This is a genomic window from Lysinibacillus sp. CNPSo 3705 (assembly GCF_028674935.1).
Taxonomy (GTDB): domain Bacteria; phylum Bacillota; class Bacilli; order Bacillales_A; family Planococcaceae; genus Lysinibacillus.
In genome coordinates this window covers 1-12,792 of record NZ_JAQZSD010000017.1, presented here as the reverse complement: position 1 = coordinate 12,792, position 12,792 = coordinate 1, and the positions used below count along the sequence as shown (strand labels likewise).

11 protein-coding genes are annotated in these 12,792 nt (G+C 36.8%); 5 read left to right on the top strand and 6 right to left on the bottom strand.

Annotated elements, in window-relative coordinates; translation table 11 throughout:
* Window positions 1-92: 92 nt before the first annotated feature.
* Window positions 93-587, top strand: coding sequence for a L,D-transpeptidase family protein (locus PVA17_RS09505; protein WP_132363416.1), 495 nt, complete (start codon window positions 93-95; stop codon window positions 585-587).
* A 238-nt stretch (window positions 588-825) separates the two neighbouring features.
* Here PVA17_RS09505 and PVA17_RS09500 read toward each other — a convergent pair whose 3' ends face one another.
* Window positions 826-1,590: a DUF2935 domain-containing protein gene (locus PVA17_RS09500; RefSeq protein WP_132363418.1), complete on the bottom strand. Its 765-nt coding sequence runs from the start codon at window positions 1,588-1,590 to the stop codon at window positions 826-828.
* 170 nt (window positions 1,591-1,760) lie between these two features.
* Here PVA17_RS09500 and PVA17_RS09495 point away from each other — a divergent pair, with 170 nt between their 5' ends.
* On the top strand, window positions 1,761-3,434 hold the full coding sequence (locus tag PVA17_RS09495; protein WP_274067554.1) for a ribonuclease J: 1,674 nt from the start codon (window positions 1,761-1,763) through the stop codon (window positions 3,432-3,434).
* 171 nt (window positions 3,435-3,605) lie between these two features.
* Here the strand turns inward: PVA17_RS09495 and PVA17_RS09490 are convergent, their stop codons facing one another.
* Entirely contained in the window at window positions 3,606-4,238 is a 633-nt protein-coding gene (locus tag PVA17_RS09490) for a restriction endonuclease subunit S (protein WP_274067553.1), read from the bottom strand.
* Between the two features lie 193 nt (window positions 4,239-4,431).
* On the opposite strand from PVA17_RS09490, the gene PVA17_RS09485 reads away from it, so the two are divergent.
* Entirely contained in the window at window positions 4,432-4,821 is a 390-nt protein-coding gene (locus tag PVA17_RS09485) for a helix-turn-helix domain-containing protein (RefSeq protein ID WP_132363424.1), read from the top strand.
* Between the two features lie 118 nt (window positions 4,822-4,939).
* On the opposite strand, the gene PVA17_RS09480 is transcribed toward PVA17_RS09485, so the two are convergent.
* On the bottom strand, window positions 4,940-5,815 hold the full coding sequence (locus tag PVA17_RS09480) for a radical SAM/SPASM domain-containing protein (RefSeq protein ID WP_132363425.1): 876 nt from the start codon (window positions 5,813-5,815) through the stop codon (window positions 4,940-4,942).
* 186 nt (window positions 5,816-6,001) lie between these two features.
* Between PVA17_RS09480 and PVA17_RS09475 the strand changes: the two genes are divergently transcribed.
* Entirely contained in the window at window positions 6,002-6,166 is a 165-nt protein-coding gene (locus PVA17_RS09475; RefSeq protein ID WP_274067552.1) for a hypothetical protein, read from the top strand.
* Between the two features lie 302 nt (window positions 6,167-6,468).
* Here PVA17_RS09475 and PVA17_RS09470 read toward each other — a convergent pair whose 3' ends face one another.
* The 3 genes from PVA17_RS09470 to PVA17_RS09460 form a co-directional block, all read right to left on the bottom strand.
* Window positions 6,469-7,866 carry a SpoVR family protein gene (locus PVA17_RS09470; RefSeq protein ID WP_132363510.1) on the bottom strand — a complete coding sequence of 466 codons (1,398 nt, stop codon included), beginning with the start codon at window positions 7,864-7,866 and terminating at the stop codon, window positions 6,469-6,471.
* A 31-nt stretch (window positions 7,867-7,897) separates the two neighbouring features.
* Window positions 7,898-9,055, bottom strand: a complete 1,158-nt coding sequence (gene yhbH, locus PVA17_RS09465; protein ID WP_274067550.1) for a sporulation protein YhbH — start codon at window positions 9,053-9,055, stop codon at window positions 7,898-7,900.
* Window positions 9,056-9,212: 157 nt separating this feature from the next.
* Window positions 9,213-11,108: a PrkA family serine protein kinase gene (locus PVA17_RS09460; protein WP_132363512.1), complete on the bottom strand. Its 1,896-nt coding sequence runs from the start codon at window positions 11,106-11,108 to the stop codon at window positions 9,213-9,215.
* Window positions 11,109-11,609: 501 nt separating this feature from the next.
* Here PVA17_RS09460 and PVA17_RS09455 point away from each other — a divergent pair.
* Window positions 11,610-12,608 (top strand): M23 family metallopeptidase, encoded by a 999-nt coding sequence (locus tag PVA17_RS09455; protein ID WP_274067548.1) that lies wholly within the window; start codon window positions 11,610-11,612, stop codon window positions 12,606-12,608.
* The last annotated feature ends 184 nt before the right edge of the window (window positions 12,609-12,792 follow it).

Here is a 12,792-nt window from a genome sequence, read left to right as displayed (position 1 = left end):
TGTAGTTGCTATCCTTATAAAAATATAAAGGTATTTTCTATTTCTTCGGCATAACCTGTATTAAAGCAACCACTTTATAGGAGGTGATGATTTTGATCCATACAGTTAGAGCAGGCGAAACCTTGTCCCAAATAGCGAGAAATTATCGTACGCCATTAGCGTCCATAATGGCTGCTAACCCAGGGCTAGATCCGAATGTACTTTATATAGGACAACAAATTGTTATACCTGGATTTCCTAATCCAAATACTATCCCTTATAGAATAGATATTTCTACTGAAAATCGATGGCTACGGTTATATAAGGATAATGTTCTTCAAAAGCAATACCCTATAGCAGTCGGTAGGATGTTACATGATACACCTACTGGCCATTTTATAATCATTAATAAGGATCCAAATCCTGGTGGTCCGTTTGGGACAATGTGGATGAGTTTATCTAAAGAACATTACGGAATTCACGGAACTAATAATCCTAGCTCAATCGGTCATGCCGTTTCACGTGGCTGTATCCGCATGCATAATAAGGATGTCGAAGAGCTCGCCAGCATCGTTCCAATCGGTACTGGAGTTTTTATTCATCCATAAAAATCTGCCAGACTAAAAACATTCCTAGATTTATCGGAATGTTTTTTAGTTTTATCGGTACATTATGCTGATTTATCGGAATAAAAAAAGCAACCTGAAACCTTCAGATTGCCATCATTTTATCAGCGATTTTTTGATGTTTATCAGCGATTTACCCGGTTTTATCAGCGATTCTTTGGTGTTTATCAGCGATTTACTTAGTTTTATCAGCGATTCATCTGGCATCATTTTGTGCAAATTAACCTTCACCTCTAGATTGTGCAAGCTTCGATAAATAGTATTGCTCCTCTCTTAGCATATGATCTGCCATTAGAGCTGTAAATGTACCTAATACTTCTGCACTTAACTCCATCTCCTCTAACTCCCGTAAAAAAGTTTTGAATAATCCCATTTCAATATCCACATCATGATTAAAGCGAGTTAATGCGGGGAATGAGTCTATATTTGAACGCAAATATCCTGTAAGCTCCACTGCCTTCAAATAAAATTGTTCAAAATGTTGAGCAAAGGTAGTACTTTTTTGCCTCAACCTTCTTTCTACACCATCCAGATCGTCATGAATGATACCTGCATGTCCTGATGCATCTAACAGCCAGAGTAAATGATGATGTAGCTCATGAAAGATTGGCGGGACTTCCCCCTTCTTCAGATAGCTAAGGACATTTTGATACTCCTCTAATTCATTCACCATATGATTAATAAAAGTAGGTGGTAGATGGATATTAATATTTCCCGTTAATTGCTTTCTAAGCAAATAAAATTTAAATTGCTTTAGTTGTTCTACAGCTTCATCGACTGTAAGTGAGAAGGACACCGCATTATTGGCATCTATCGAATTAACATAAGCAAGAAGCTGAGAAAATTTGAGAATAAATGCGCTCGCTCTTTTAATATCCTCTGTTTCCGATGGATACAAGGAATCATGAATAAATTGAGAATGATCTTTCAATATCCTTAACCAAAACCTATGTTCAAACACCGCATGTTGTAAGTAGTTCGACAACCAGTCATCCCCTTTATTCTTTACGTTCTTCTATTCTATTCTTCATGAAAATCTAATATTAATGCTAAACCTAAAATGGTCTTTTCGTATAGGATGAAACGCTTAAAGCTATACTACTAATGCTGAATTTTCATTAAAGGAACATACTGAAAAATTAGGAGGGGATATGCTTGTCCACAAAAGACAATACATTATCGATTTTCGCCTTAGGAGGCATTAATGAGATTGGCAAAAATATGTATGTAGTACAGTACGGGAATGATATGTTAATTATCGACTGCGGCGCTAAATTTCCAGACGAAAGCCTACTAGGTATCGATTTAATAATTCCTGATATTACGTACTTACTGGAAAATAAAGAGAAAATCAAAGCATTAATTGTAACTCATGGACATGAGGATCATATCGGCGGTATCCCTTATCTGTTAAAAAAAATAAATGTCCCTATTTATGCAACACGTTTTACTCTTGGTTTAATCGAGCTAAAGCTGAAAGAACATAAGCTTTTAAGAGAGACTGAATTAATAGAAATTAACTCCGATTCATCATTAAATTTCGGACAAGTTGGTGTTGATTTCTTTAGAACAAACCATAGTATACCTGATTGCTTAGGTATCGTTATAAATACACCTGAAGGAAATGTCGTACACACTGGAGATTTTAAATTTGATTTAACGCCTGTCAACAATCAGTTTGCAGATATTCATAAAATGTCCGAGATAGGATCAGAAGGCGTGCTAGTACTTATTTCTGAAAGTACGAATGCTGAACGACCTGGTTTAACTCCTTCAGAGAAGCTTGTCGGTGGTCATATAGAAGATGCATTTTTACATGCCGAGCGTAAAATTGTTATCTCTACTTTCGCTTCTAATGTTAATCGCATACAGCAAATTGTAGATGCAACGATTACGACAAATAGAAAGCTTGCATTACTTGGTCGGAGTATGGTGAATGTTGTAGATGTTGCGCTTGAGCGAGGCTATTTAAACATTCCAGAGGATATGCTAATAGATGCTCGTGAGGTGAAATATCTTCCACCCGAAGAAGTTGTTGTATTATGTACGGGTAGTCAAGGTGAACCATTAGCTGCACTCTCTCGCTTAGCAAATGGAAATCATCGTGAAGTGAAAATTTTACCTGATGACACAGTTATTTTAGCTTCATCCCCTATTCCAGGGAATGAAAAGGGTGTTTCACGAATTGTTGATAATTTGTTCCAGCTAGGTGCGAAAGTTATTTATGGTTCGGCTAGTCATACAGGTATGCACGTTTCAGGTCATGGCTACCAGGAAGATTTAAAACTAATGCTGACGCTAATGAAGCCCAAATTTTTTATTCCGATTCATGGTGAATTCCGTATGTTACATCAGCACCGCTTGTTAGCTGAGTCCGTTGGTGTCAAAAGAGGGCATACGTTTATTATGAAAAACGGGGATGTTGTGGATATTGAACATGCAATGGCTAGGCAAACACGTAAAATCCCTTCAGGTGATACGTATGTCGACGGTATCGGTATTGGTGAAGTCGAAGGAATTGTTTTACGAGATCGCAAACAGCTATCAGAAGACGGCATGCTCGTTATCGTTATAACACTTAATAAAATAGATGGCACCTTCATTTCAGAACCAGATACAATTTCACGAGGCTTTGTTTATGCCAAAGACTTTGAGGAGCTGTTAATGAAAGTAAATGTTCTCGTCAAAGAAACGGTCAATGAGCTGCAGGAAGAAACTAAGCAGCCAATCCATGTCTTAAAAAGAGAAATGAAAAGAGCTGTCGGTCAATATCTATTTACACAAACAAAAAGAAAACCAATGATTTTACCAATAATTATCGAAATTTAACTCAGGCATATGTTTTATGATGTCTTTTGTATTAAAAGCATAGACAGGTACAATTATGCCCCGACATAATTATTGATGAAAGTCGGTGTGAAAGATGTTGTCCTTTACACCGACTAAATTTATTTTATCTAATTCTAGTGGAGATAAAGAACTGATTATTGTGCAATTTTATTAAAGCTCACCCTTAAAAATTTTATGTAGCATAACATCATAATGATGCTGAGCCTGATTAAACCCATGATGTAAACTTTTTGAGTGATTTTCTATTTGCATCGAGAAATTGTGAAAATTCTGTGGTAACACTTCTACAGCTGTCATTAAAGACTCTTTATTTTTTAATAAAAACTGAATCTTATTTAAAATTTGCACCATTTTTTGTTGGACAGCTAACATCGGGATATCTATAGGTATATCATACAAATGATGCCATTCTTTATGAATTTGATACCATTTGAGAAAGTGTAATAAATAATCACTTAAAATAATTGTTTCATTTGGAATAATAGCGACGATATCATTTGCAATACACATTTCAGTTTCGCATTGATAAATATATTTATTTGCTTCCTTCAAATTAGCTTTCGTAAAAATGATGGTTTTAGCTGGTACTAGTGTACACTTTAAATGTTCTTTCAATGTAATATTAACTTTTGGTAATTGTTCAATATTACCATTTAGCATTAACTTTTTTAAATTTTCTGCTGTAATTAGGGGGACTCCGACGTTTGTAAAATACTTGTTCGTCGGTACTATTTTCCCCTCTTCTATTTTAGCAACTTCATCTAATCGATAACGCTTTACCATGCATGAATCCTCCAATCTCTAAAACAAGCTTCTAAGAATAAATCAACACCGTTTTACACATGGCTTTTCTCCCAATAAAAACTTACCATCAATAATTGTACCATTTTATTAGAACATTATCTCTATTATACCACTATAATGGTATAGGCATTTTTAATGTTTTTCACTAGCTTTTTACATAGAGGTGAATCATATGTCAGACTTTTTAAAGCTAGTAGGCGAACAACTCCGTATTATTAGGGTATCTAAAGGGCTTAGTCAGGAAGAAGTAGCAGAAAAAACGGGGAAACTAGGTTTTAGTAAAGGACGAATCTCAAACATTGAACACGGACAGTCTAATATCACATTAAGCACTTTAGAAACGCTAATGAAAGCATTAGATATTGCCCCTGAGGAGCTTTTTAATTTTCAAAAATTATCCGGTGTTACTGATATTGAAGAAAAAAATCTTATGCTTGATATACATCGATCAGTATTAAGGGAGCGCAATTTAGACGAAGTGAAATACGTAGTACGCATTACGAAGGATTTTTTAGATACTATTGATTCACAATCAAAGAAAAACAGCTCCAATAATCAATAACGTTGGAGCTGTTTGACGGTTAGCCAAAAATTATTTTTAACCAATATCATCCATTGGTGATGAGCCTGTTTTAACCATATAAAAGATCCATTTAGTCTACAACCAAATGGATCTTTTTTTACATTCCAAACTTTTGACGATAGCCACATTTTCTGCATAGCTCTTCTACAGCTTCTCTACGTGAAAATCCGTCGACAATATTATTTGCCCGTTGTCCTTGAACAATGTCTGTAAAGGATTGCTCATTCACATTTCCCAAATTTATAACGCCCTCACCATCAAGACAGCAAGGCACTACTGTACCGTCCACTAAAATAGCGGCTTGGCTTCGTAGTGCATGGCAAAAGCCTTTGCCTTCATCCTCCGCTTCCAGTAAGCTTGGCCACTTGAATTCATGATCCTGATTTAAATAAATATTATTAGCAATCTTTACCCCTTTACCAGGCTGCACTTTTTCTTCGATGCGATAATCAAGATTATATTCATTTTCTAGAATTTCAAGCGTTTCACGATTTCTCCGTGCCGCAATATCTGTTACATGATCCTTTTGTAAATTCCATAATCGATATGAAATAATCGTATTATAGTCTTTCGAAGCACGCACAAAATCTAATATATCCCCTAAATATTTCTCACGATTTTCCGATCCCTCATGACCGTCGAAACTATGCAAAGAAAAATTGATTTGGCGTAAGGCTGGTTTCCCTAGTATCTTTTCACGATTCTTTTTAATCAGTGTACCGTTCGTTGTAATGTTAACTTTAAAACCTTTCTCATGTGCTGCGTCAAGTAGCTGATCAATACGTGGGTGTAATAGTGGCTCTCCTTTTACATGCAAATAAATATATTTCGTATGAGGCCGTATTTCATCCAATATTTTATTAAATTGTTCTACTTTAATAAGTCCTTTTGCACGAGCAGTTGGTGGACAAAAGCTACATGCTAAATTACAGACACTCGTTATTTCTATATAAACCTTTTTAAATGTTCTCAACGTTATTTCACCGTTCCAGTTCTTCTTATATTCAAATCCTATTCATTTTATCAAATTTTACGATAAGGAACAGTTTTTCAGTCTCCATCCCCTCACATTATTTATACTTTTTAGGGCTACATGAACAAGTAAGCTAGAGAAAGATTAATAACATAATAGTAATGCTAAAATAAGGAGGTGAAAATTATGCCTAATAATGAACAATCAAAAGATCCATCTAAAAATCATATTACCATCCATCTTACTATTAATATTGGCAATAAAGAAATCCATTTTGAAAGAGCTGAAGGTGGAGGACAAATAAATAAGGATGTCGGTACTAAGGCCAACGAAGGCGGTCAAAATGCATAAATGGCAGTACTAGAAATACAAACCCCAAATTTGCTGATGGCTTCAGCTAAAGCGTTATTGCTGGTGACAATAACGATGAAGCTGGCGTACAACAAGGCATAAAAGTAAGAGACAGTAGAGTGCATCATAGTGAAAGTAGTGAAGATGAAAATAAACAACGGAATAAAGTTTACCGCGCTCATCGAACGCCCCTAGGAAAACGCCCTGGCGGAACATAGGCGATGAACCTTGATTCTGGACTGGAAAAAACTTCTATCTGCAGGGATATTTCATACCACAGATAGAAGTTTTTTCGTAATACCTCACACATTGCGTTTATAATTTTTTGTCCCATCATATGAATAAAGCATTGGCTTTCCATCCACATTTGTTTCTAGATGTACAGGACGACCCCATAGCTGATAAATATATGGCAAAACGTTTTCTAAATAGTGTGGATCGAGCTCCATCCCTTCATAACCATGTACTAAATAGAGCTCTCCGTTTCGAAGGTAATCTCCATTTTTAACGACGATATATGGGAATCCCCCGTTTACACGCATCGATACAAGCTGATCTCGTACCATTTCATGCTCTTTATCTGTAATACGGTATTCACTGCCCTTTTTCTGGAACAAATATAGATCTTCTCGTTTCGCTAAATCCTTCGTTAAATAGTTACGGATAAAAGAGATATCCGATTCTATCTCTCTAACCTCAAACATTTTCTCTCGACCAGAGTTTGGCTGAACACCTCGCTTTCTCATCTCTTCCGTTGGATGATTATAGCGATTCTCAATATCCTCGAAAATTTTCACACCAAGGTAATAAGGATTAATGGATGTTTTTGAAGGCTGCACAACACCTGCATTTAATTTCGCATATTCAATCGTTTCCGCTGTTGTTAGCTTAAGCTCACGCATGATGCGTTGATGCCAAAAGGAAGCCCAGCCCTCATTCATTATTTTTGTCTCTAATTGTGGCCAAAAATAAAGCATTTCCTCACGCATCATCGTTAATATATCTCGCTGCCAGTCCTCGAGCTCTCGACTATGCTCCTCTAAAAATAGCAATATATCTTTTTCTGGCTTCGGCGGGAAGTGCTTTATTTTTCGCCTTACCGATCTATACTCACTTTCCTTATCGTCTAAACGCCAAAGATCATCATACGGTGATTTTGCTTGAGGATTTTCCTCTTCAAGGTCATCTTCGGTATTCCAAGACAATTTTGGTCGTAAAAGGGAAGGATCGATATGCTCCTGAATCGCTAAAACCGCATCTAAAAACTGTTCGACCTCTTCCTTTCCATATTCTCTTTCATAGCCAGCTATCCGTTCGGCTGTTGCAGTCATACTCTCCACCATATCTCTTCTAGTATTGGAGAAGCGTACATTATTTTTAAAGAAATCGCAGTGCGCCAATACATGCGCAATAATCAATTTATTTTGTGTTAACGTATTGGTATCAAGTAAAAATGCATAACAAGGGTTAGAGTTAATCACTAGCTCATAGATTTGACTTAGCCCTAAATCATATTGAAGCTTCATTTTGTGGAATTGTTTACCGAAGCTCCAATGTGAAAATCGAGTAGGCATACCATATGCGCCAAATGTATAAATAATATCTGCTGGACAAATTTCATAGCGCATCGGAAAGAAATCTAAGCCAAAGCTTGAGGCAATTTCTGTGATTTCATCAATTGCTCGTTCAAGCTCGTTCATCTCCACTTTTCCGCCTCCTCCTTAACATGATTTAAGATTCATCTTTTTTGAAAAAGCTCTTTAAGGCATCATATACATCGCCTTTTTTTCTCAAAATATGATATCTAAATTTAGGATCATCTATTTTTTTGTAAGTGTACATAAGTGTAGAAAAGCGGTTATGCTGATTGACTTCACCATATCCAAACATGCTCGATACATCCATTAACTCTCCTACTAGCTTCAAACACTTTTCATTATCCATTGATATATTTTCACCATCTGAAAAATGTACTGGATAAATATTATAGCGAGCAGGATTATACTTATCCCGAATTAGTTCCAATGCCTTTATATAAGCAGATGAACAAATCGTTCCACCGCTTTCTCCCTTCGTAAAAAACTCCTCTTCTGTTACTACTTTCGCCTCAGTATGATGCGCAATAAACTCAATTTCCACTGTTTCATACTTGGAGCGCAAAAATTTGGTCATCCAAAAGAAGAAGCTCCTTGCGCAATATTTTTCGAAGGAGCCCATGGAGCCACTTGTATCCATCATAGCAAGGACCACTGCCTTCGATTCAGGTTTTTCCACTTCATCCCACGTTTTAAAACGGAGATCATCATTATGAATCGGCGTAATGTCCGGTTTTCCTTGCATAGCATTACGCTTTAGCGCATTAAGGATTGTGCGCTTTTTATCGACATTTCCCATTAAACCTTTTTTCCGAATATCGTTAAACTCAATTTTTTCCGTCTTAATATCCGCTTTTTCTTTTTGCTGTAGGTTTGGTAGCTCAAGCTCATTAAATAACACATTTTGAACCTCTTCAATGCTTACTTCAGCTTCATAATAATCCTGACCTGGCTTGTCACCAGCTTCTTTTCCTTTACCATTAGCCTGATTACCTTTGCTGGGATCACGCGCAACCACATCACCTACATTACTGTCTCCTTGACCTTGCCCAACATGTTTGGAGTTATCATAGTTATATCGAATTTTATATTCATCAAGTGAACGTATAGGTATTTTAATTACTTCACGACCATTGGACATGACAATACTTTCTTCACTAATTAAATCAGGTAAATTATTCTTAATAGCATCTTTTACTTTTTCCATATGCCGTTGCTGGTCCTGGTGCCCTTTACGATGGAGGGACCAATTTTCCTGAGAAATGGCAAAACGTTTATGATCGTTTTCAGTCATTTTTATCCTCACCCATCTATCAAATTCGCTTTTTCTATACTATGCTAGTCATTCGCTTTCTTGAACTTATATGAAGATAAAAGGAGTGCCCTAAAATGGGACACTCCTATTCATTCCTATCAATAGTCTTATAGTTTCCACTGAATAGGTCAAAGCACTAACGATTTAACAGACTACCAACATACTGCAATAATTCATTAGCAGACGTTGTATTATAGCCATGCTCATCAACAAGTCTTGCCACAACCTCATTAATCTTTTTCAGCTGTGATTCATCCGGCATTTTTGAAGATGTTGTAATTTTTACGACATCCTTAAGATCCGCAAATAATTTTTTCTGTATTGCTTCCCGTAATCTTTCATGAGAATTATAGTCAAAACGCTTACCTTTTCGAGCATAAGCAGAAATACGGATTAATATCTCCTCACGGAATGCTTTTTTTGCATTTTCCGAAATGCCTATTTGCTCTTCAATAGAGCGCATTAACTTTTCATCAGGATTCATTTCCTCACCAGTCAGTGGATCGAAAATTTTATTTTTATTACAAAACGCCTCTACATTATCGAGGTAATTATTCATCAGTGTTTTCGCAGACTCTTCATACGAATAAACGAATGCTTTTTGCACTTCATTCTTGGCAATTTCATCGTACTCTCTTCGAGCAACTGCAATATAATTCATATATTTTTCTCGATCTTCCTGAGAAATGGAAGCATGCTGGTCAAGCCCATCCTTTAGTGCACGTAGAACATCTAACGCATTAATAGATGGTATCTCTTTTCGGATAATAGCAGAAGAAATACGATTAATAATATACCGTGGATCAATACCGTTCATGCCTTCGTTCGGAAACTCTTTTTTAAGCTCCTCTAAGTCAACGGAATTAAATCCCTCCACATTTTCTCCGTCGTACAGTCGCATTTTTTTAATAAGATCCACACCTTGTTTTTTCGGTACTTCCAGCCTTGTTAGAACCGAAAAGATCGCTGCGGCCTTCAATGCATGCGGCGCAATATGCACATGTGACATATCGCTTTCTTTAATCATTTTTTCGTAAATCAATTCTTCCTGACTAACTTTTAAGTTATACGGAATCGGCATGACAATAATACGTGAATGTAACGCCTCATTCTTTTTATTTGAAATAAATGAACGATACTCCGTTTCGTTTGTATGCGCAACAATTAACTCATCTGCACTAATTAATGCAAATCGACCTGCTTTAAAATTACCTTCCTGTGTTAAAGACAATAAATTCCATAAGAATTTTTCATCAAGCTTTAGCATTTCTTGGAACTCCATCATACCTCTGTTTGCCTTATTTAACTCACCGTCAAAGCGATAAGCACGAGGGTCAGATTCTGAACCGAATTCTCCAATTGTTGAGAAATCAATACTACCTGTTAAATCTGCAATATCTTGTGATTTTGGATCTGACGGCGTAAATGTTCCTATGCCCACACGTTTGTCTTCAGAAAAAGTAATACGTTCAATCATCACATTTTCAATACGTCCATCGTACTCTTTTTCAAGACGCATCGTATTTAAAGGCGATAAGCTTCCTTCAATTCGTATTCCATACTCCTCATAAAAATCATTACGCAAATGATGTGGAATTAAATGTAGAGGATCCTCATGCATTGGGCACCCCTTAATTGCGAAAACTGCACCTTCATCTGTTCTCGAAAAATGCTCGAGTCCACGTTTCAACAAGGTTACTATTGTTGATTTACCACCACTTACTGGTCCCATTAATAACAAAATACGTTTTCTAACATCCAATCTTCGCGCTGCTGGATGGAAATATTCCTCCACCAGTCTTTCAATTGCTGTTTCAAGCCCAAAAATTTCTTGCCCAAAAAATTCATACATTTTTTGCCCATCGCGTTCCTCTACACCAGCACTTTTTATCATATTGTAGACGCGTGAATGGGCCGTTTGAGCAACTTCAGGTCTTTCCTTGATGATGTTTAAGTAATCTGCAAATGTACCTTCCCACTTTAGCCGATTTTCTTCTTCGCGATAGCTTTTCACTTTATCTAAAATGTTGATAGCCTTCCCTCCATTCAGGGCTTGATTTATAACATAGTATGAAGGAAATGACATTATGATACCCATTACTTTTTCTTTGTCGAAATTTCTTCTTATTGCCTTTAATTTTTTCCTCTGAAAAACAGAAATTTAAACGCTAACGATAAAAAGAATGAAAACTTTAAACGTATCGCCTTTCGTTTTTCGGCTTATTAGTTGATTGGAGTGGAGTGTGTGACTTTTTGGGGATCAGCATAACGGAATGAAGGCTTACATCCTGTTGCTGCCGCTACGTTTCACTTCGCTTTCGCACAAAAAACATTGCGGCTCATGGACGCCCCCAGCTTTGCTCTGTGCGAAAGCTAAGCGTCAGCTAAAGTGCCCTGCCGGAACGGAAATCAACCTTACGTGCGTCATCTTTCACAAAAATTGCTCATTTTCTACCGCTTCATTTTCCCACAAAAAGTGCTGAATGAAGATTAAAAATTCGGTTATTCTAACGTTAGAAAGGAGGTCCACTATTTGAATCGCCATTTTATATTCCTTTTATTATGGATGTTATTATGGAGTTTTACTCTCCCCCCTGTTGCTTTAGCAAAAGAAGAACCCACCCAAGAAGAAATTGTGCAACAACGTATGGCCTATTACGTACAATTTGATGAATTACTTATCCCATGGCATTTCTTAGCAGCCATTGATCAATATGAACGAAATTTACAATCCGTTCGCAAAGATATTCCGAAACGGGATGGTATCATTGCCATTCAATTTTCTGATGAATATTGGTCAGGTGCTTTAAATCCTGTACGAGATGATACTCGCCCAGAAACAATTAGTTACTTTGGCGGGATGGGACTAGATGGCAATGGTGACGGAGTTGCCAGCCCAAAAGATGATGCCGATATAATTTTTTCCATGGCTACATTTTTAAGTAAATTCGGAACAACTGATGAGGACTTTAAATTAGCTTTATGGGAATATTACGGAAGTGAACAGGCCGTAAATCAAATCTTCACCATTTCCAAAATGTATAGTCATTTCAAATCAACTGAGCTCGATGACCACACATTCCCAATCCCTACTAATTATGATTACAGTTATCGAAGTACATGGGGAGACAATAGGGGCTGGGGTGGACGCCGTATTCATGAAGGAACGGATATTTTCGCTGGCTATGGTACTCCCGTACTTTCTACCTCTTATGGAGTAGTGGAAATAAAGGGCTGGAACCAATTCGGTGGTTGGCGCATAGGAGTTCGTGATAATCATAACTCCTATCATTATTATGCCCATCTCGGTAGTTATAATAAGAAGATTAATGTAGGCGACTTTGTCGAGCCTGGAACTGTTCTCGGTTATGTTGGTAGTTCTGGCTACGGTAAAGAAGGAACGTCCGGAAAATTCCCGCCTCATCTTCACTATGGCATATATAAGTTCAATGGACGTACAGAATGGGCATTTGATCCATATCCTTCATTACTACAATGGGAACGACTAGCTAAAAAAGCAAAACAACAATAATGGCGAGATGAAGATGTGTTTTCTATTCAGATTTAGAGCGCTTGGTGCACTTGTGCAGCAAGTGCTTTTTCTTAAATAGGAAAAAATACATAAAAATATAAAAAAAACTTCATAATTGCACATAAGACACTATATTTTTAACTACCTACCCCATTAACACCAAAATATTATTGTACTAAAAAAC

What these genes read in the sequence shown, in the direction of transcription:
- PVA17_RS09490 (WP_274067553.1), bottom strand. Translation starts at nt 4,238, where the DNA reads ATGGTAAAGCGTTATCGATTAGATGAAGTTGCTAAAATAGAAGAGGGG.
- PVA17_RS09470 (WP_132363510.1), bottom strand. Translation starts at nt 7,866, where the DNA reads ATGAACGAGCTTGAACGAGCAATTGATGAAATCACAGAAATTGCCTCA.
- PVA17_RS09475 (WP_274067552.1), top strand. Translation starts at nt 6,002, where the DNA reads ATGCCTAATAATGAACAATCAAAAGATCCATCTAAAAATCATATTACC.
- PVA17_RS09485 (WP_132363424.1), top strand. Translation starts at nt 4,432, where the DNA reads ATGTCAGACTTTTTAAAGCTAGTAGGCGAACAACTCCGTATTATTAGG.
- yhbH (WP_274067550.1), bottom strand. Translation starts at nt 9,055, where the DNA reads ATGACTGAAAACGATCATAAACGTTTTGCCATTTCTCAGGAAAATTGG.